18 protein-coding genes and 2 pseudogenes are annotated in these 19,057 nt (G+C 58.2%); 4 read left to right on the forward strand and 16 right to left on the reverse strand.

Annotation, left to right across the window (positions count from 1 at the left end; translation table 11 throughout):
- The 10 genes from AC3WOY_RS26055 to AC3WOY_RS26100 all read right to left on the reverse strand — a co-directional run.
- On the reverse strand, positions 1 to 891 hold an 891-nt coding region (locus AC3WOY_RS26055; RefSeq protein ID WP_492429408.1), incomplete at its 3' end, for a DUF4158 domain-containing protein.
- Between the two features lie 229 nt (positions 892 to 1,120).
- Positions 1,121 to 1,996, reverse strand: coding sequence for a class I SAM-dependent methyltransferase (locus tag AC3WOY_RS26060; RefSeq protein WP_492429095.1), 876 nt, complete (start codon positions 1,994 to 1,996; stop codon positions 1,121 to 1,123).
- A gap of 112 nt (positions 1,997 to 2,108) precedes the next feature.
- Positions 2,109 to 2,420, reverse strand: coding sequence for a sensor histidine kinase (locus AC3WOY_RS26065; RefSeq protein ID WP_492429097.1), 312 nt, complete (start codon positions 2,418 to 2,420; stop codon positions 2,109 to 2,111).
- 45 nt (positions 2,421 to 2,465) lie between these two features.
- Positions 2,466 to 3,824 carry a bifunctional DedA family/phosphatase PAP2 family protein gene (locus tag AC3WOY_RS26070; protein ID WP_492420098.1) on the reverse strand — a complete coding sequence of 453 codons (1,359 nt, stop codon included), beginning with the start codon at positions 3,822 to 3,824 and terminating at the stop codon, positions 2,466 to 2,468.
- Between the two features lie 27 nt (positions 3,825 to 3,851).
- Positions 3,852 to 4,247, reverse strand: coding sequence for a YkvA family protein (locus tag AC3WOY_RS26075; RefSeq protein WP_492429109.1), 396 nt, complete (start codon positions 4,245 to 4,247; stop codon positions 3,852 to 3,854).
- Positions 4,248 to 4,479: 232 nt separating this feature from the next.
- Entirely contained in the window at positions 4,480 to 6,063 is a 1,584-nt protein-coding gene (locus AC3WOY_RS26080; RefSeq protein ID WP_492420100.1) for an ArnT family glycosyltransferase, read from the reverse strand.
- On the reverse strand, positions 6,060 to 7,082 hold the full coding sequence (locus tag AC3WOY_RS26085) for a glycosyltransferase family 2 protein (RefSeq protein WP_492429099.1): 1,023 nt from the start codon (positions 7,080 to 7,082) through the stop codon (positions 6,060 to 6,062). Before AC3WOY_RS26085 ends, AC3WOY_RS26080 begins: the two co-directional genes overlap by 4 nt.
- Positions 7,079 to 7,441 carry a GtrA family protein gene (locus AC3WOY_RS26090; RefSeq protein ID WP_492420102.1) on the reverse strand — a complete coding sequence of 121 codons (363 nt, stop codon included), beginning with the start codon at positions 7,439 to 7,441 and terminating at the stop codon, positions 7,079 to 7,081. Before AC3WOY_RS26090 ends, AC3WOY_RS26085 begins: the two co-directional genes overlap by 4 nt.
- A gap of 84 nt (positions 7,442 to 7,525) precedes the next feature.
- Positions 7,526 to 8,401 carry a sensor histidine kinase gene (locus AC3WOY_RS26095; protein ID WP_492429409.1) on the reverse strand — a complete coding sequence of 292 codons (876 nt, stop codon included), beginning with the start codon at positions 8,399 to 8,401 and terminating at the stop codon, positions 7,526 to 7,528.
- A 353-nt stretch (positions 8,402 to 8,754) separates the two neighbouring features.
- Positions 8,755 to 9,438: a response regulator transcription factor gene (locus AC3WOY_RS26100; protein WP_492420105.1), complete on the reverse strand. Its 684-nt coding sequence runs from the start codon at positions 9,436 to 9,438 to the stop codon at positions 8,755 to 8,757.
- Between the two features lie 11 nt (positions 9,439 to 9,449).
- Here AC3WOY_RS26100 and AC3WOY_RS26105 point away from each other — a divergent pair, with 11 nt between their 5' ends.
- On the forward strand, positions 9,450 to 9,617 hold the full coding sequence (locus AC3WOY_RS26105) for a hypothetical protein (protein WP_492420107.1): 168 nt from the start codon (positions 9,450 to 9,452) through the stop codon (positions 9,615 to 9,617).
- Positions 9,618 to 10,066: 449 nt separating this feature from the next.
- Here AC3WOY_RS26105 and AC3WOY_RS26110 read toward each other — a convergent pair whose 3' ends face one another.
- Complete coding sequence (locus tag AC3WOY_RS26110; protein WP_492420109.1) at positions 10,067 to 10,342, reverse strand: metal/formaldehyde-sensitive transcriptional repressor; 276 nt, start codon at positions 10,340 to 10,342, stop codon at positions 10,067 to 10,069.
- Positions 10,343 to 10,409: 67 nt separating this feature from the next.
- On the opposite strand from AC3WOY_RS26110, the pseudogene AC3WOY_RS26115 reads away from it, so the two are divergent.
- The 3 genes and pseudogenes from AC3WOY_RS26115 to AC3WOY_RS26125 all read left to right on the forward strand — a co-directional run.
- Positions 10,410 to 11,048, forward strand: a pseudogene (locus tag AC3WOY_RS26115) (cation diffusion facilitator family transporter); the annotation flags it as partial.
- A gap of 154 nt (positions 11,049 to 11,202) precedes the next feature.
- A pseudogene (locus tag AC3WOY_RS26120) lies at positions 11,203 to 14,141 on the forward strand (Tn3 family transposase).
- The gene (locus AC3WOY_RS26125) at positions 14,138 to 14,335 is read left to right on the forward strand and encodes a hypothetical protein (protein ID WP_492420113.1); all 198 of its coding nucleotides are present in this window, start codon (positions 14,138 to 14,140) and stop codon (positions 14,333 to 14,335) included. Before AC3WOY_RS26120 ends, AC3WOY_RS26125 begins: the two are co-directional and overlap by 4 nt.
- A 157-nt stretch (positions 14,336 to 14,492) precedes the next feature.
- Here AC3WOY_RS26125 and AC3WOY_RS26130 read toward each other — a convergent pair whose 3' ends face one another.
- The 5 genes from AC3WOY_RS26130 to AC3WOY_RS26150 are packed head-to-tail and all read right to left on the reverse strand — an operon-like array spanning position 14,493 to position 19,049.
- A complete protein-coding gene (locus AC3WOY_RS26130; protein ID WP_492429410.1) occupies positions 14,493 to 14,834 on the reverse strand; it encodes a ParB N-terminal domain-containing protein in 342 nt (113 codons plus the stop codon).
- A complete protein-coding gene (locus tag AC3WOY_RS26135; protein WP_492420117.1) occupies positions 14,824 to 16,026 on the reverse strand; it encodes an aminotransferase class V-fold PLP-dependent enzyme in 1,203 nt (400 codons plus the stop codon). Before AC3WOY_RS26135 ends, AC3WOY_RS26130 begins: the two co-directional genes overlap by 11 nt.
- 19 nt (positions 16,027 to 16,045) lie before the next feature.
- Entirely contained in the window at positions 16,046 to 16,801 is a 756-nt protein-coding gene (locus AC3WOY_RS26140; RefSeq protein ID WP_492420119.1) for an ABC transporter ATP-binding protein, read from the reverse strand.
- Entirely contained in the window at positions 16,795 to 17,856 is a 1,062-nt protein-coding gene (locus AC3WOY_RS26145) for a FecCD family ABC transporter permease (RefSeq protein WP_492420121.1), read from the reverse strand. The genes AC3WOY_RS26140 and AC3WOY_RS26145 overlap by 7 nt, the downstream gene beginning before the upstream one ends.
- Positions 17,853 to 19,049, reverse strand: coding sequence for an ABC transporter substrate-binding protein (locus tag AC3WOY_RS26150; protein WP_492420123.1), 1,197 nt, complete (start codon positions 19,047 to 19,049; stop codon positions 17,853 to 17,855). Before AC3WOY_RS26150 ends, AC3WOY_RS26145 begins: the two co-directional genes overlap by 4 nt.
- Between the last annotated feature and the right edge of the window lie 8 nt (positions 19,050 to 19,057).

The following is a 19,057-nucleotide window of genomic DNA, read 5'->3' on the forward strand; positions in this document are numbered from 1 at the left end:
CAGGGTCTTGATGAAGATGTCGGCAATATCGTCCATCGCCTTTTGCAACTGGGTCTGGACCAGCAGCACGGCAAGCGTGTAGCGCTTGAGCGGCTTCATCGCCCGCATCTCGGCCAGATCGAGCGCCCGAGCCTCCAAGACCAGTTGCTCGCGCTTGGCGGCGGCAATCTGGCTCGTATCCGGCAAATCCTTCGACAAGATCATCATGTTGTCGATGTGGGACAGGAAATCGGTCACTTCGCGCACATTGGGCTGTTTCGGCTCCCGCTTCAAGCCGTCCCACTGACTGCGGCCGGCCACGGTCCTGAACAGGCCATCCAGGCGGGCAATAACGGCGTTCGGCAATTGCCCCGCAACCGACTTGTAAATGCGTTCGTTGACGGTTGCCCGCGCGTTGATCGACATCCGATACAAGTCGGTGTAACTCGGCAGCTCAAAGCGGCGCTGCACCAGTTCCTCAATGAGCACATTGATGATGTCGGCCAGTTCCTGCTTGGTCTGCGCTGCCTGCAGCGCCTGGCCTTGCAGCCAGGTTTCGTCGGTTGCTGTCAGCTCTCGGATGCCGACAAATTCACGCAAGTATGCGCGGTGCCGGTGTTTGGTGCCGGATTTGTCATAACGGGCCAACGCCGCCTTGGTCGGTACTCTAACCTCGGCGCGGCTGCAAACGTGCTTGACGATCTCCGTCGGTACGCCGGTAAGCGCGACGAAATAACCCAGGCGCTGCAGCAGTTTCAGCTGGACCAGCAAGAAGGTCTGGAGAGTAACTTGGCGGTAGCGCGCTGCAACGAATTTTAACTCCGCCGGCGTCGGGGTATAGATGGCAATGAGTTCCTGCTCGGTGAACTCTTCCTTGAGTCGAGGATATGCGGTTTCGTATGCGCTGCTCATTGCACCTGCTTGCCTGGCGCTTGATGGTCAATTGAATAAGGCGAGAACTTGATGGCCTGCGACTGCGCCGGAGAACGGGTTGGCGCATTTCTGCAAGTGGTCCGTCGACTGGAGCACAGGGCGTAAACGCCAACTCGCCTAAGCGCGCCATCGATGTCTCATTCCGTCCCCATGGCACTTCGACCTTGCCATTCAGCAGCCTTTGTGCGGCGCGCTGAAATCTCCGGGGTTAGTGCGACGACTGCAGCCTCAAGACCGCGTACATATTGTCACTAAAGGGATTTCGATCCAGGACAGTCATTCTCGCCAGTCGAAGCCCGGCCTTATCCGCCATCAACCTCAGCGTTGACGGCGTAAAGTAATTGACATGGTCAGGCCAGCGAAAGCCGCACCACCGACGTCCGCGTAACATGCGGTTCAAACACCCGTAATTCGGGACCTTAACGATGATCGAGCCACCGGGTTTGAGTCGAGCGCCACAGTTCCGTAAAACCGGAAGCGGGTTTGTCTCGTGCTCAAGGTATGAGGCCATGATAATGACATCGAAATAGCGCTCGCCAAAGTGCAAGATCCCTTCCTTCGCCGAAGCATGGACGCAACTTCCGTTCAGGCGCTGCAGCTTTTCGTTTGATATGCGCGACAGTTCCTGGGAAATTTCAACGCCGTGGGGGATGCAACGCTGCTGCAGCGCTGGCGACAATGTCTTGAAGAGCTCCTTCAACAGCGATCCCCATCCGCACCCGACGTCGAGAATGTTGATGCGTTCGCCAGGTATCGTTTGAATCAAACTGCGAACCAATCTTAAGGTTTTGTTTCGCTTCAAGACCCGGCCGCGCAAGCGCTTGAGTGCAGTGCTGAACGCATATCTCAGCGGTTCTGCCTGTCTGCGTGCATTCGACTCCCTCTCGTACGTTACCTCATATGCAAAGTCGACTTCCAGCTCTTCATACGCCGGAGGATTAGCCAGAAACACAAGACCGGTTTCCATGCATTTCTTCAATATCCACGGTGCCGGCGCATACGGAACATCGGCTTCCTCGCCGCGGCGTTCCAGCAGGGGGGATACGCGATAAGCGCCCTGATTTTCCTTCACAGCTTCCCTCATTGTCTACGTCCTCACATTCAGCTCGTTTGTCCGCGAACCATAGCGTGATCGCATCGCGCTTCGACGATAGCCGGCCCGATGTGAAGATTGTGTAAAGATGGCCAGGTAAAAGCTAAGTTAGCGGAAAGGACAGGACAAAACGGCTTCCACCTTCCGTGCGCGTTTCCAAATTGATTTCCCACCTCAAGTGGTCGACAACGCGTTTCACGATAGGCAATCCCAAGCCCGTGCCGGTGTGTTGATCATGATCCCCGCGAACGAAACGCTCGAATAATCGGTTGCGTACCGAATCGGGGATGCCGGCCCCACTGTCTTCGATGACAAGACGACCGCCTGTCAACCGGATATGCACGGCACCGGCGTCCGTATATTGGCAAGCGTTACGAAGCAGGTTACCAACGGCGATACCGGCAAGCTCTGTCAAGGAGGGAGACGTACCTATTCATGCGCCATAAATAATTAAGTGTGTCTATGAACGCCGCTGCATGGTCCTGACGGCAGTAAGGCACAAGGCAAGCCAGGCCACCCCTTCCGCGATTGCTGCGAGCACATCACTCAAATAATGGACGCCCAAATACACCCGGCTAAAGCCAACCAGCATGATCATCGTTATGGCCACGAGCACTGCCAACACCTTCCACTGCCATGTCGTTGCCATGCTGACAATCAGTGCGGCGGCAAATCCATAGAGCACGGTCGCGGCCATGGTATGACCACTAGGAAAACTGTACGTGGTCGGGTTCAGGTCGACATTTCCCAAGGCAGGACGCGCGCGGTGAAACGCGAACTTCAGCAGCACGTTGAGCAGCATCCCGCCAGGCACCGTCAGAGCGAGCGCAAGCAGCCGATGCCAGAGGCGTTTCCATCCTAGATACGCCGCGAGCAGCAAGGCGAGAAGGCCGATCCCTGTAACATCATGGACTCGGCTGACAGACGACATAAATGCAGTCAATGGCGCATTTGAATGCGCATGGAACCACATGGCGACTGCCTGATCGACCTGGGTCAGGGAATCATTTGTGACGACATCTTCGGCGATCCCGCCGAACATCCAAGTGGCGGTAATGAGCACCACCAAGCCTACCGTCAATTGGAGTCCCAAATAGCTGCCCGGCGTCAGTCGTTCCTGCAACCAGACAATTTGCGGGTAAAAACGGCGTCGCAGCGCCTTGACGCGTGGCCCCTGATCTATGCGCGCCCAGCTCCGCTTGATGCCTGCCTCATGGCGTACCAGCCAGCGCCACACCCAGCCAAAAACGATGACGAGCAGCAACGCGCCGCCGAAGATCACGCTCGCGCGCCCCATCCAATGCTCGGCGAAGCGCCAACCCCTGCCCAGAACATATCCCAGCAAGATAAAGCCGACCGACCAGAGCGTGGCACCGAGAGCGTTATAGCAAAGAAAATGACGATAGGGCATGCGGGTGAAACCTGCAACAAAAGGCACTAGCGCACGCGCAAAACCGATGAACCGGCCAAAGAAGACTGCTTTGCCGCCATGGCGCGAAAAGACTTCCTGCGCCCGTTGCAGCCGCGCAGCGCTTATGCCGATGCGGTTGCCATGATGCAGAATCCATGGCCGGCCGAGCTGCCGGCCTAATTCGTAACCGATGTTGTCGCCCAGGATCGCGCCGATCACGGCCATGAACACGACGCCGTCGAGGTCCAGCATCCCTTGTGCCGAGAGAAAGCCGGCCACCAGCACCAAGCTTTCCCCCGGCACGAATACCCCTAGAAAGGCGGCAGACTCCAGGGTCGCCCCCAAGAAGATCACGAGGTAGCTCCACTGGCCCAACCGGCTGACGAGATCGATCAGATAATCAGGCATGATGACTCCTGATCGCATCGAGCCCCATCAGATATGCGGTGCGACGGCAAATGTCCAAACAGCCCAAGTGAGCGCAACCCAAATCCCCACGACTAGGGCCGCGCCCCAATAATTGCGAGGCTTGCGCCCCTCGCGCGCCATCCATGCATCCCCTTGTTCCCGGCATTCCTGCAGCACACCAGGAGGTACCAACTTGACCGCGATCCAGATAAGACCGGGTAACAATATTGCGTCATCCACATACCCCAAAATTGGAATGAAGTCGGGAATCAAATCAATTGGGCTCAATGCATATGCAACGACAAAAACACACAGCGCCTTGGCAAGCAACGGCGTCGCCGGATGTCTGTACGCGAACCAGAGCGTGATCGCATCGCGCTTGATGCGACGGGCCCAAAGGCTGATTTTCTCGAATAACGACATAGCTAAAACTTCTTTTACTGGTTTTTGAATAGTTTGCCGGACCGAGCGATCGTCATATCCGGCACCGACAGACACAAGCACGCATATCGACACAGCCTTTCGTTTCGTCTGCGTAGTATGACAGTTCCCTGATCATCCACTCACTGACTGCTCGGAACCGGGCTTTCGATTGCGCAATCATAGATGATGGCAGGCAAAACGCGAAAACCGACCGGTCTTTCATGGCGCCGCGTCATTCATTTTGCATAGCCGACGCGCCAGAACTCCTCCGGCTGTCAGGTTGAGGCAAAAGCGCCTGGCTTGCAGTTTCTTGGGATGAATCATTCCTGCCGGTTCGTGCCGCGAGCGGTCCTAAATCCGGCTTCTCCTTCAATGCGAGCAGTGCAAACTTCCCGTATTGACCGACAGGCATCAACATACGCCCGGCTGCCTCCGGCAGGTTCTTCATTTGTTCGCTTTCCATGGCGACCATCGCCGGCCCCTCTTCCAAACGCCGCAACAGCAGATCGGGGCGGGCAAGGCGCTCAGCTCTTCCCTGACTATAAAAGGCGGCGGAATACAGACGTCCGCCGCCGATAATAACCAATGGTTCGTCGCCATGACGTCTGGCCTTGTATGCGGCGACCAGTGACTTGGCCGACTTGTACTGATCCCGATCTGCCACGCGCAAATTGATGAGGAATCCTGCGTAGCCGAAACCGGTAATAACCAACCCCAGGGTCAACAGCTTTTCGACCCTTTGTTGCGGTAAACGAGAGAGGCAGGTCGCAATCCATAGCGCCAGAGCTGGCATGCCCGGCAAGACATAGGCCCACAATATATTTCCCGCCAGCGTGAAGAACACGCAGGGCATCAATCCCCAGCACAACAAGTAAATCGGCCACGATCCTTCGTCGCTGCGTCCGTGTCCGACAAGTCTGATATCCCGGTGCCAAACGATCGCCGCCGCTGGCAATAGAAGACTCCATGGCAGCCAATCCGCCAAGGCGAACAACCAGATCGTTCCGCGAGGATATTCATGCGCACTGCCGTACAAATCCCCCGTCCAGCCTGGAGTCACAAACCGATGCCAGTGCTCGCCGATTAAAAAATAGTCGAGAAAGCCAGGCGTACGCAGTTCAGCGGCGATGTACCACGGAAAGACAATGGCGGCAGACAGAGCAGCCCCGCGTACCCAGGGCAACGCGCGCCAGACCGTCAGGAAGCTTTTGGAGGCGAGTGACCATAACGCGATCGGCGCCCCGATCAAAATGAGAGCGACGGGGCCTTTGGCCAACAGTCCCAATCCGAGCCCGACAAATAGCAGCCAGCGTTGACGTGTTTTCTGCTCGGGCGTCCCCTGCAAGCCCAGCCAACATCCACGCATGGCAATGACCGCACTCAACGTTAATGCCATATCGGTCATGACCATGCCGGCCGATAAAAAAAACAGACCCGACCCAGTCAGCAGAACCACCGAGTAAAGTGCCTCACGTTGAGACCGTTGCGCAGCGGTTTTCCATACCAGCCAGACCGTGACTATCCCCATCACCCAATGGGGCAGACGCGCGGCAAATTCATTGACGCCAAACAGTTTAAAGCTCGCCGCAGTCAGCCAGAACGACAAGGGCGGTTTGCCCCAAAACGGCACGCCATAGTCAAACCACGGCGTTATCCAATTACCAAGTTCGACCATCTTGCGGGCAATCTCGGCGTAGCGGGCTTCTGTTGTATCCATCAATGGATACATGCCAAGGGATAACAATCGAAGCAATACGAGCGCCACGAGGCATGACACGACCCATCGATTTTTCAACACTGACAGTGTCTGCGTCATTTGAAGGCCCCAACAACTTCGGCGTGTTGTGGCGCATCCGCGATGGATGAAGGTTGATATTCTTCAAGCAAATAGAGCGGGCGGCGCTTGCTTTCAACAAACAACCGGCCCAGGTACTCGCCGATCACGCCCATGGCCATTAACTGCAAGCCGCCTAAAAACAGGACGGTGACAATTAACGTGGGAAAACCCCTGACAGCATCGCCCAAAAAGAGCGTCTTGAATAAAAAGTACAAGCCGTAAATAAATGCCGCAGCAGCGCAAGCGAATCCAAGGTAAGTCGCCGCTTTCAAGGGTGCGATTGAAAAGCCCGTGATGCCCTCAATGGCAAAGTTCCATAACCGCCAATAACGCCATTTTGTTTGTCCCGCAGCGCGGCCGTCCCGGTCATAGTCGAGGGTGATTTGGGGGTAACCGATCCAGGCGAACATCCCCTTCATGAAGCGATTGCGCTCCGAAAGCAAGTTCAACGCATCAACCGCCCGCCGGCTCAACAAGCGGAAGTCGCCGACATCTTCGGGAATCGGCACTTCGCTCAAGCGATTGATGATGCGGTAAAACGCATGCGCCGTGGCTTTTTTGAGCCATGATTCGCCGCGGCGGTGACGTCTGCGCATGTTCACCATATCGGCGCCGTTCGACCAGGCGGCGAGCATGGCCGGGATCAGCTCCGGAGGATCTTGCAGATCGGCATCAATGATGATGACGGCATCTCCCCGCGCGAGTCGAAGCCCTGCGCTCATCGCTTCTTCCTTACCGAAATTGCGGCTAAAGCGTGCAATGCCGACATGCGGAGTCAGCAGACGCAATTGCTTGAGAATCTGATGAGAGTTATCGGTGCTGCCATCATCAATGTAGACGACTTCCCAACCACCTTGCACACCCGTGAGTGCGTTCACCAGGCGACGATGGAATACTGGCAATACTTCTTCTTCATTGAATACCGGCACAACAACAGTTAACGTGAGCGGAGGCGGTTCGCCAGCATCAACGCTGTAGAGCGGGGGGGAGGTGTTCATCGAAATGTCCAGACACGGTTGAAGCCATAGGTGAAAAACAAGGCAAGCAAAGTCGCCGCAATCTGGCCTATCATGTAATGCCATGCAAAAAGGGCCGTGCTGGCCCAGACCAGAGCGGCACTCAAACTTGCGCCCATCGCCGCCACCACCAGAAATCGGCTGAGCGCGGACCAGTGCGGGGATGCACTGGAGAAGGTGAATCGCCTGTTTCCCCAATAAGCGACCAAGGCGCCGCAGCCGGAGCCGATCGTTGCGGAATAGGCTGGACGTAAATGCCCGCCTTCCACCAAGAGGAACAGGACGAAATAATGCACGCCGGTCGCAATGCAACCGACCAAGGAATAACGTAGAAATGCCATCACGACCTAATGCAAATCAGACTGCCCAGCGTTCAACGATAGCCGGTCCGGTGTGAAGATCGTGTAAAGATGGCCAGGAAAAAGCTAAGTTAGCGGAAAGGACAGGACAAAACGGCTTCCACCTTCCGTGCGCGTTTCCAAATTGATTTCCCACCTCAAGTGGTCGACAACGCGTTTCACGATAGCCAATCCCAAGCCCGTGCCGGTGTGTTGATCATGATCCCCGCGAACGAAACGCTCGAATAATCGGTTGCGTACCGAATCGGGGATGCCGGCCCCACTGTCTTCGATGACAAGACGACCGCCTGTCAACCGGATATGCACGGCACCGGCGTCCGTATATTGGCAAGCGTTACGAAGCAGGTTCCCAACGGCGATACTGGCGAGCTCCGACCGGGCATAGACCCACACTTCATGCGGTGCGTCAAAGCGACACTTGACAGGCTTGCCGACCAGAAGAGGCTTGTAGCGCGTTAATTCCCGCTCAACCACGGATCTGAGTTCTATTCTGGGTGCATCGAGCGTCTCTGGAGCACGGGACAACAGCAGCAGCGCGCTCACACGCTCGGCCGTGTCGGCCGCGGCACGCCGGATGCGTTCTGCAACCGCCAGCTGCTGCGGCCGGCCATCAAGCTGGAGTTTTAACAGTTCGGCTGCGCCGAGAATAATCGTCAGCGGTGTGCGTAGTTCGTGGCTGACATCGCCGGTGAAAAGCCGCTCACGGTTCAAGAAGCGTTGTAACTCATCGGTGCGAGTCGCAAAAGCACGGGCGAGGACACCCATTTCGTCTTCCGATTCAAGTGATGGAAGTGTACCTGGGGGGACGTTGTGGTTGATCGCCTGCGCTAACGCGGTAACTGGCGCAATCACGCGTCTGGCGGTTGCAAGGCCAAGAAAAATGGCGAGCGCCAGACTGGCGACAAAGCCTGTACCCAACGCAATATGAATGAGTTCCTCCACATGCTCAAACTCACTCTGGTCATCCACTACGACAAAGCGCCGCCCCGCATCTACCAGAACAAACGCATGCAGTTCCTCTACATCGAAGAAGAAATCATGAAACCCTGCTTCTAATTGCCGCAAACGCGGGGGGATTGCATCATCGACATAAAACCTAATCCCGGGGAGGGGTATCAAGGGGCTCGCCTCGCAGATGTCGACTGATCAATTGCGTGGAGAGCGATTGAAGGCGTTTATCGACGAGATATTGTTCTGCGACTTCAACGGAAATATAAGCGACGCCGGAGAAAAAAATGCCGAGTGTGAGCGCAAGCAATACATACGACCAGGCAATGCGGCTACGCAACGACAACTTATGCTTCATTGCCGTCAACCAATCGGTAACCCACTCCCTGCACCGTTCTCAGCATCGGCACTGGAAAAGGCTTATCCAGCGCCTGGCGCAGAGCGTGCATATGCGAGCGTAGCGCGTCGCTCTCCGGCGGGTCATCGCCCCAGATTGCTTGCTCCAAGGCTTCTCGCGTCAGCACGTGTGGTGCTGCCCGTAACAGCGCAGCCAACAGTTTATAGCCGGTTGGAGTGAGTTCGAGACGGTGGCCGGAACGTGTCGCCTCGACGCGACCGAGGTCGAAACGTAAGTCGCCGAATTCCAGAATGGCGTCGATGTGCTCATTTCTGGCGCGGCGAACCAGCGCCTTCAGCCGGGCATCGAGTTCGATCAGCGAAAATGGTTTCACGAGGTAATCATCCGCCCCGCAATCGAAACCGGTCAATTTATCCTGTATGGTGTCCCTGGCGGTCAGCATGAGTACCGGCGTCGGCCGGCTCCACTCCTTACGCAGCTTCCGGCACAGTTCCAGGCCGTCCAGTCCGGGAAGCATCAGATCCAGGACGATCGCGTCGTAATGGCCCTTGGCCGCATATTCAAGTCCAACGATGCCGTTGCGGGCGCAATCCAGCGTATAGCCGAGCGGTTCAAGAAAACCGTACAGGTTTGCGACGATATCGGGGTTATCTTCAACGAGTAGAACACGCATTATGATGTTTCATGAATTTTGTATTTGCCAATACAGCGCACTGCGATTTTGGTGGAACTATATACGAAAGAACAGATATTCTCGGCGCAAGCATTCTTTCTGATCCAAAAGCAGACTTGCTTGGACGAAAGCACTCCTATGCTGATGGCCTCGAACATACCCGCGTTGACGGCAATTGAGATTCACCGCACGGCCATGACTGAGGGGCGGCCGGGTCTTGGGTTATGCCAAGATGGCCGATGGTCAGGGACGTGGTGGCCCCAGCGTCGAGGGAACTTCGCCACTCCACCTTTCGCAGCAAACTGCCGGCCGCATTATCCTGGAACTGGATGGCTTCCTTCATAGCGCTACACGGTGCCGTCGTGGTGCCAGCCGCCTTTCCACTTGATGTCGTGGAATTGGGCACCGGAGCGGTGCGCACTCGTGGCCATTCCCTGGTGCAGACTGTGATCGGAAAGCTGCGACACTAGCTGAACCGGCTTTGCACATGCCTCCAATATCGCCTTGACCCGCCCGTATGCAGTGATTCAACGAAAACGCAAGACCACCAGATAGCTGAATTATGGTCGCCTCTTCACTCGGCAGCGACTTGCAGGAAATTCGGAAGAAGTTGCACGTTAGGCCAGCACTACTTGAGATAGGATTTGAGCACGGCGACTACCTGTTCCAAATCCTCATTTCGCTGCCTTGATGAAACAGCATCCGGACCGAGGTGTTCCCGGATATGTCCCTCCAGTACCTCTGCCATCAGGCCGTTCACCGCCCCCCGAATCGCGGCGATTTGCTGCAGTATGGCGACGCACTCAGTCTCATGTTCCAGCGCCTTCTCCAATGCCTCCGACTGCCCCCCAATGCGGCGTACGCGGGTGAGCAAATGCTTTTTCGTTTTGATGGTGTGTGGCATGGCGCTCTTAGTGCAGCAAGGTATAGTGGGGTATAGTATATTGATTTGCGGTAAAGGACACCATTCAATGCATTCTTCTTCTGTTGAGGACTGGCGCCACTCCCACGTTTTTGACGGGGGCAATCCGCTGGCCGAGAGAAATACACGCTGGGCAGTTATGCTGACCGTCATCATGATGGGTGTCGAAATTACCAGCGGCTGGATGTTTAATTCAATGGCGCTGCTGGCCGATGGTTGGCACATGAGTTCGCATGCCTTGGCGCTCGGCTTGTCCGTGCTCGCTTATGGAGCGGCGCGGCGATTCGCCCATGATGCGCGGTTTGCCTTTGGTACCTGGAAGATAGAGGTGCTGGGCGGCTACACGAGCGCGCTCTTCTTGGTCGGGGTTGCCGGACTGATGTTGTACCAGTCGATTGAGCGATTGATCGCGCCGACGCCGATTCACTACGACCAGGCTATTGCGATTGCCGTGGTCGGACTATTGGTCAATCTCGTCTGCGCCTAGCTACTCAAGGATGTGCATGGTCACGAGCATCACCATGCACATCACGATCACAAATCCCACAACCATCATCACGACTTGAATCTGCGCTCCGCGTATCTGCACGTCGTGGCCGACGCCGCTACCTCGGTTCTGGCCATCGCGGCGCTGTTTGGCGGAAAACTCTGGAGGGCAAGTTGGCGGGATCCACTCATGGGGTTCCTTTGATTTCCGTGCACTATACGACGGTTGCCACCTCTAGCATTCATGCGGGTTCCAGCGGTGTGCGTCGCAGCATTCCCTTTTAAATCAATCACTTGCTGTTTGTCGTTTTCGACAGGTATGATGGCGCGCATTGTTCTTTTCGCCAAGAATAACAATGGACCACTGGCACGCCTCTTACCTCGGCCTGCGTCACATCCCGCCTGAACTCAACGAGTTCGAACTCAACACGTTCTTCACATTTTCCTCCAAAGAGCGCGTCCTGATCGGCGTCCCTGTACCTGTACCGCCTGGCCGGCCTTGCATTTCGGCGGCATGGATGACCGGCTGCACGCTGATCTGTGCGCAAGACCGGCAGATCCCGAAGGCACTGTGGACGCATCTTGGCGAACAACTGGGCATCGCGCCGCCCGAGATCGGCACGCTGCGTTCGCTGTACGACACCCGGCCGCGCACGTTGATCGACCACCAGCAACTCGCGTACCAGGCGCTCGGCTTTGCCGCCATGACCGAGCACCAGCGCCGCTACCTGGTGCGCTGGCTGAAGGAAACGCTGGTCGGCCGGCCTGACACATCGACACTGCTCGCCCAGGTCAAGTGCTGGCTGTACGAGCACCGCATCCTGATCGCGCACGACCGCCTGCTCAAGCGCTTGATTGCCGAGGCGATCCGCAGCCATGAGGCGTTCCTGGAGAGGACGCTCATGCAATCGGTTGGCGATACCACGATCGCTGAGTGGGGCCGGCAGCTCGCCGCGCCGGAGGGCGAGCACGGCAGCCTGCAGCAATGGCTGTGGGCGGTACCGCTGAAACATTCGACGGTCCAGATGGCCGAACTGTTCGACAAGATCGACCGGCTCTACGCGTGAAGGTGGCCGCGGCCTGGCCGGCGGACGTGAACGAGACCCTGGTGCGCCATTACGCGCGCCGTTGCGCGAACCGCCCGCCGTCGGTCAGCAAGCGCATTCAGTCGCAATCGCGGCGGCTGGAAGCCGCCTGCTTCATGCGCTATGCACTGTGCTCGGCGACGGACCAGCTGCTGGCGATGTTCCGGCGCTGGGCGATCGACGTCACCAACGAGGCCGGCAGGCAGGTCGACGCCGGCCGCCCCGATCTCAAGAAGCAGCTGTGTGGCTTCGCCGAGGCGGTCAAGGCACTGGCGCTGGACAAGACCCTTCCTGCCGACGAGACGCTGGACAAGATTGCCGATCTGGCCGACCAGACGCTCAAGCAGCATGCGCCGAGCCGCCGCAGCCTGATCCGCCTGCAGCTGATGACCAAGAGCGCCCAAGCGCGCGCCATGCTGCACAAGCTGGTCAAGCTGCCGTTCGAGGCGGAGACGCAGCATCCCGTGATCGACGCGATCAACATCCTGCGCCGCCTGTACGGTCCGAACGGCGGCAACGAGCTGCCGGCCGACACCGAGACCAAACTCGGGCGCGTGTGGCGCGAGCTCATCCACGGTAAGGACCGCGTCGAGGCGTTGCGCGCCTTCGAGTGGGCGACGATCTCCGCGCTGCGCATGGCATTGCGCAACGGCTCGGTCTACGTCGACCACAGCTTTTCATTCCGCAGCCGCGCGACGCTGCTCATTCCCGAGGACGAATGGAAAGCCAAGCGCAACCACTACTACGGCCATCTCGAACTGCCGCAGGACCCGAAAATCTTCCTGGCCAAGATCGTCGGCCACCTCGACCAGGGCCTCGAACGCCTGCGCGACGCCTATCTGCGCGGCGAGGTCCGGATCGAGGACGACGGCGTGCACAACGAAGCGCTCGTGGCCGAAGACAAGAAGCCGCATCTCGACGCCCTGCGGCGCGCAATCTTCGAGGACCGGCCGGTCGGGCAACTCCCGAAGATCATCCTCGACATCGACAGCGAGGTACGGTATTCCTGGATGCTGCTGGGACGCGAACCGCGCTCGCGCAGCGAGTTGCTGCTTGTGTACGCCGCCGTCTTCGCGCACGGCACCTCGCTGTTGGCCGCCGATATTGCGCGCATGATTCCCGAATTGAAGCCGGCGGCGATCCGGCAGATGATGAAGCTGGTCGCCGACGAACGGAAGCTGCGCGAGGCGGCCGACGCTGTGCTCGGCTTTATGCACCGCCATCCGATCGCGGCCCATTGGGGACGCGGCGACTTGGCATCGTCCGACATGATGAGCCTGGAGACGACGCGCACCATCTGGCAGGCGCGCGCCGATCCGCGCCGGCGCACCGCCTCGATCGGCATCTACACCCATGTGCGCGACCGCTGGGGCATCTTTTACGACATGCCGATCCTGCTCAAGGAGCGCCAGGTCGGCGCCGCCATCGAGGGCGTCGTGAGGCAGAGCGGCACCAATGACGTCGCCCAGCTCGCAGTCGACACCCATGGCTACACCGATTTCGGTATCGCCGTGGCCAAGGGCTTGAAATTCGACCTGTGCCCGGTCCTGCAGCACATGCGCGACCGCTACCTGCATGTGCCGGTCGGCCACCTGGTGCCGGGCGAAGTGCTCCCCGTGGTCGCCGGCGACGTGAACCTGCACGCGATCGAGGCGATCTACGACGAATTCGTGCGCGTGGTCGCGTCGATCCAGAGCGGCCGCTGCACCGCGGTACAGGCCTTGCAGCGCTTCGGCTCGGCCGCCCGCGGCCAGGACGTGTACGACGGCGGCGTGCAGCTCGGGCGCCTGCTGCGCTCGATCTTCCTGATCGACTATTTCACCAATCCGGCGTTCCGGCGCGAATTGCGGCACGCCCTGAACCGCGGCGAAGCGGTCCATGCGGTGCAGCGCGCCGTCCACACAGGCAAGATCCCGACCGAGCTGGCCAAGCGGCCGGAGTCGCTGGCGGCCGTATCGTCGAGCCTGTCGCTGCTGACGAATGCCCTGATGGCGTGGAACACGCAGCACATGCAGCGCACCATCGAACGGATCGAGACGGTCGGCGGCGAGAAACTGTCACCGGAAGACCTGCGCCGCATCGCGCCGACCAACCTAGAAGGTATCAACCTACGCGGAACGTTCGAGTTTCCGCTGGCGGACTATGCGCTGCGCATCTTGCCCAGCAGTGCGTCCATCCCACTGGAGACAACCAGGACACGGTCAATGTGATGGCATCCATGCAGATCGGCGCTACTCTCTCAATCGACAGTCATGGCATGGATGCCCGCTTCGGCTTGTGCCGCGCGAGCGACGCGCTTACCGGCGGTACCGCTCCGCAAGTCGAATCGATGCTGAAACCCAGCAATTGCAACTGCTTCACGCGTACGGTCAACGCCAGCCGTAGCGTGAGCCGCTCCTATTAAGTTCTTGCCAAAAAGTCAATTGCGAGCCCAGCTACGGCAGCAACGATTTCTTGACAAAATCGCTACATCGTTCTCGGGAGCGAACGCCTTTTCTCGAAGTACTGCCAAGGGCACGTCGGTTTCCGGCAGGACCGGTGCAAAGTGATGCCTGGTTGTTTTATAAGGAAGTATTTCTTTGTTGAACAGAATTGAACGAAAGATGTGGTCGACGGAGAACGGCTCCGGCAGTCCACCAGTTCACGACCGTCACCCTGGGATCCCGGTAACTCAGCAATACGCATGGTAAATAGCGTAGTCCCAGAATCTGCGCCGCGCGTATTCTATGGTTGCCATCCATGACGATACCGGTTTCGCGTTCGACCGGGACCGGTGTGGTCCATACATCGGCATGCTCGATGGCGGTTGCGAGAATCTGTACGGCCTCCGGATCGACTTGTTCGGATGGAAGGAAGAAGGTGATCGGCTTGATGGCGATGCGGTAGGATTCGTTATTGAGCACTTGCCTTCCCCTTGAAAAATAGATCGATCGCTTCAGCGATCGTCTCAATTTCTTGCTCGGTGTTGTAGGCATGGACTGACGCACGCACGACTTCGTGCAATCCGCGCGCATGCATGTCCAGCATGGTGGAGCGAAAAGTGGATGTGGTCACATTGATGCGCTGCGGCTGCAAGGCAAGCATCCGCTGTAACTCTTTCGGTTCGCGATCCTTGACAGTAAATGTCACGATACCCGACTTCACCAGACCGCCGTCGCGAATCCTCACTCCGTCGATTTCCGCAAGCCTTGCGCGCAGTCGATCGGCAAGCGCCTGAATGCGCAGCCAAATCGCGTTGACACCTAGTCCCAGTGCGTAGTCGACGGCCGCTCCCATCCCCAGTTTGGCGGCGATGTTGCACTCCCAGTTCTCGAAGCGCCGCGCGTCGTGGCGTATCTCGAACTTGTCTGGCGATTGCAACGTCGCTGCATGCAGATGGAGGAAAGCCGGCTCGAGCTGCTGGCACAAGTCCTTTTCGACATAAAGAAATCCCATGCCACGCGGCCCGCGCAGATACTTGCGGCTGGTGGCCGAGAGCATGTGACAGCCGATCTTCTTGACATCGATCGGCAAGTGGCCGACTCCCTGGCAGGCATCGACCAAGAACCATACACCGGCTGCCCTGGCGATCGGTCCGATCGCGCCGATCGGTTGGATGGGGCCGCCATTCGATGCGATAAATGGCAGTGAAATGAGCTTCACGCGCTTGTCGTTCAACATCTCGCGCAATGCACGCACGGATACCTGTCCCTGCTCGTCGTTTGGAATGATCCTGATCTCAATTCCCCGATTCCGTTGCAGCTGAAGATACGGGATATAGTTGCCGGCATATTCCGTCGTCGAGGTTAGAATGACATCCCCCTTCGCAAGTGGAAGGGAATAGAACACCATATCCCATGCGCGCGTCGCATTCTCGACCACGGCGATCTCGTCCGGATGCGCGTTGAGCATGCGCGCGACCGAACCATAGACTTTTTCCAGGCGGTCGCCTGCCGCATCCGCAGCCTCGTACCCGCCGAGGCGGCCTTCCAACTCGAGGTGGTCAATGACTGTATTCAGCACGACGCGAGGCATCAGGGCGGCCCCCGCATTGTTGAAATGAATGGCCTCATTTACTCCTGGCGTGTCGGCCCGCAGTTGCGCTACGTTGAGCATCCGTTCCTCGATCTGAAATTCAAACAACGCCGTCGACAATCACGTGCCCAACCCCCATCGAGCAGCACTCGATGCGGGCATCGATTCTGTACACTTCGCGCAGCATTCTCTCCGTGATAACCTCGCGGGCTAGGCCGCTCGCCCTTGCAGTGCCGCTCGCGATCACGAGCGTCTGGTCGGAAAATCGCAACGCTTGGTTGAGATCGTGGATGGCGATGAACACAAGCATCCCCTTCTCCCTGGCCAAGCGCCGCATGAAATCGAGCACCTGGATCTGCCGGTGCAAATCGAGCGCACTGGTGGGTTCGTCCATGAGCAGGATTTCCGGTTCGCGCGCAAGTGTCTGCGCGATCGACACCAGTTGACGCTGTCCTCCGCTCAGTTCGCCCAGGTTGCGAAACGCAAGGTCGGCGATACCGAGTGATGCCATGGTGGCATCAATTACCTTCAGATCGTCGTCATGCACCGCCCAGCTTGGCGTCTGCTGCTTGCGTGCCAAAAGGACAGATTCGTAGACCGTCAGTCTCGCATTGGCGTTGATTTCCTGCGGCATGTAGCAGATCCCGTCGAGCCCCTTGCGAGAGCCTTCGAGATGAATGTTACCCGGCCCTTTAAGCAGTCCGGCCAAGCGCTTGAACAATGTCGACTTCCCCGCTGCATTGGGGCCGATGACCGAAACAACCTCCCCGCCGTGGAATGCGGGGGTATTGATTCCGGAAATGACCAAGTGTCGCCCGTAAAGCGCACCGATATTTTCCAGTCGTAGTCTCACCATGCGTTCCTCTTGCTGCCAAGAATGAGCGAAATGAAGAACGGCACACCGATGAGCGACGTTACCACCCCGATCGGGAAGATGGCGCCTGGCATCAGGGTTTTACTCACCACTGAGCTCAGCGAAAGTACAAGCGCTCCAGTCAGCAACGAAGCAGGCAGGAAAAAGCGCTGGTCTTCCCCGATCAGCATGCGGGCAATATGCGGCCCCACGAGACCGACGAAACCGATCGTGCCAACGAAAGCAACCGGAATCGCGGCCAACAGGCTGACCATTACCAGGGTCTGGAACCGAAGGCGCGGCACATCGACCCCGAAACTGGCAGCCTTGTCGTCTCCCAAGCGCAGCGCAGTCAATGCCCAAGCCCGGCGTGCAAAGATCGGCAGCGTGACCGCAATGACGAGACAGGTCACGGCCAGCTTCGGCCATGTGGCCTTGGTCAGGCTACCCATGGTCCAGAACACGACAGCGGCAACTGCCTGTTCAGTCGCAAAGTACTGGACGAGTGCAAGCAGGGCATTGAAGGTAAACACCAGGGCAATCCCCAGCAGCACGACCGTTTCGGCGGTCACGCCACGGCGCATCGAGAGCAGATGGATCAACAAGGCGGACAACATTGCCATCGCAAATGCATTGAGCGGGACGAGGTATTCAGTCGCCACCGGGAAAAGCTTGACCCCGAAAGCGAGTCCCATTGCAGCGCCGAAACTTGCGGCGGCTGAAATGCCCAGCGTGAAAGGACTTGCCAGCGGATTGTTCAGTATCGTTTGCATCTGGGCGCCGGCGAGCGACAGCGCAGCGCCAACGACGATCGCCATCAGGGCGACGGGCATGCGGATCTCCCACATCACGACCCTTACCTGCAAGGAAGTGCTGTCGGGAAGAAACAAGGCGCGCACGACTTCGTCGAGGCTGTACCGTGCTGGTCCGAGCGCCAAGTCGAGCAGGAGGCTCAACAGCAGCAGAACGATGAACGCCGCAATCAGCAGCCGCTTGCGCCTGACGATTGCCCGATAGACGGTGCGCTGCCCGCTTTCCGTCAAACAGACCGCGCTCATTGGTGGGCCTCCATCTTGTTTTTCAAGCTCACGAAGTAACCGGGCCTGTGTTCAAAGGGCAGAAAGCGCTGATGCAGTTCGCGGAAGGTTGCATCCGGGTCGAGGTCGGGGAAGAGCGTCGGATGGAACCATTTTGCAAACTGCTGGATCGCGACGAACTGGTAAGGACTGTTGTAGAACTGGTGCCAGATCGCGTGAAATTCCTGATTCCGGTTCGCCTTGATACCCGCATAAGCCGGCCGCTTTGTGTAGGTTTCGAGTTTTCGCGCCGCTTCCGTCAGGTCTGCACCCGGTCCGACTCCTACCCAGCTTCCGCCCGGCACATACGCTTCCCAGTTGGCGCTGGTGACCACCACCTGGTCGGGATTGACCGCCACGACCTGTTCCGGATTCAACTGACCGAACGTGCCGCGAATGACGTCCTTGGCGATGTTCACGCCGCCGGCCATCTCGACGAACTTGCCGAAGTTTTCATGTCCAAAGCTCAGGCAGCAGTCCTGGGTATATCCGCCAATCCGTTCGATGAATACCTTCGGGCGTGTCGGCTGGCGGGCCTGGATGACGTCGGTGACGCGTTGAATCTGCCTAGCGCGGAAGGCAATGAACTCCTCGGCGCGCTGCTCCTTTCCGAACAGTTTGCCAAACAGCCGCATGGTCGGCTCGGTGTTTTCGATCGGATAGTGGCGGAAATCGATGTAGACCACCGGGATACCCAGTGCGCCGAGCTTCTCGATGGTACGCGCGTCCTGGCTGGCGCGTTCGGCCTCGATGTTCAGGAAAACGACATCGGGCCTTTGCGCAATCGTCTGTTCGATATCGACCGTGCCGTCTTCAAAGCCGCCGAAGGTGGGAATGTCGGCGATCTTTGGAAACTTTTGCAGATACAACGCGTAGGTATCCGGATCGGCCTGGATCAGGTCCTTGCGCCAGCCGACGATGCGTTGGATCGGATTATCCGTATCCAGCGCCGCAACCAGATACAGCTGGCGCCCCTCTCCCAGGATAACGCGTTGTACGGGCACGCGGACCTGCACCTGCCGCCCGAGAAGATCGGTTACCGTGACCGTGCCGGGTGCGGCGTCGGCAACGGCCTCACCTCCCTTTGCCGGATTAAAAAAGAAGAAGAATCCGGCGAGAAGACAGACCGGTACGAGGAGAATGAGGGCTACGGCCCAGCGACGTTGAAATGCCATGATAAAGA

The organism is Noviherbaspirillum sp. FW303-A3, assembly GCF_058788695.1.

What these genes read in the sequence shown, in the direction of transcription:
- AC3WOY_RS26060 (WP_492429095.1), bottom strand. Translation starts at nt 1,996, where the DNA reads ATGAGGGAAGCTGTGAAGGAAAATCAGGGCGCTTATCGCGTATCCCCC.
- AC3WOY_RS26070 (WP_492420098.1), bottom strand. Translation starts at nt 3,824, where the DNA reads ATGCCTGATTATCTGATCGATCTCGTCAGCCGGTTGGGCCAGTGGAGC.
- AC3WOY_RS26075 (WP_492429109.1), bottom strand. Translation starts at nt 4,247, where the DNA reads ATGTCGTTATTCGAGAAAATCAGCCTTTGGGCCCGTCGCATCAAGCGC.
- AC3WOY_RS26080 (WP_492420100.1), bottom strand. Translation starts at nt 6,063, where the DNA reads ATGACGCAGACACTGTCAGTGTTGAAAAATCGATGGGTCGTGTCATGC.
- AC3WOY_RS26085 (WP_492429099.1), bottom strand. Translation starts at nt 7,082, where the DNA reads ATGAACACCTCCCCCCCGCTCTACAGCGTTGATGCTGGCGAACCGCCT.
- AC3WOY_RS26090 (WP_492420102.1), bottom strand. Translation starts at nt 7,441, where the DNA reads ATGGCATTTCTACGTTATTCCTTGGTCGGTTGCATTGCGACCGGCGTG.
- AC3WOY_RS26100 (WP_492420105.1), bottom strand. Translation starts at nt 9,438, where the DNA reads ATGCGTGTTCTACTCGTTGAAGATAACCCCGATATCGTCGCAAACCTG.
- AC3WOY_RS26105 (WP_492420107.1), top strand. Translation starts at nt 9,450, where the DNA reads ATGAATTTTGTATTTGCCAATACAGCGCACTGCGATTTTGGTGGAACT.
- AC3WOY_RS26110 (WP_492420109.1), bottom strand. Translation starts at nt 10,342, where the DNA reads ATGCCACACACCATCAAAACGAAAAAGCATTTGCTCACCCGCGTACGC.
- AC3WOY_RS26135 (WP_492420117.1), bottom strand. Translation starts at nt 16,026, where the DNA reads ATGCTCAACGTAGCGCAACTGCGGGCCGACACGCCAGGAGTAAATGAG.
- AC3WOY_RS26140 (WP_492420119.1), bottom strand. Translation starts at nt 16,801, where the DNA reads ATGGTGAGACTACGACTGGAAAATATCGGTGCGCTTTACGGGCGACAC.
- AC3WOY_RS26145 (WP_492420121.1), bottom strand. Translation starts at nt 17,856, where the DNA reads ATGAGCGCGGTCTGTTTGACGGAAAGCGGGCAGCGCACCGTCTATCGG.
- AC3WOY_RS26150 (WP_492420123.1), bottom strand. Translation starts at nt 19,049, where the DNA reads ATGGCATTTCAACGTCGCTGGGCCGTAGCCCTCATTCTCCTCGTACCG.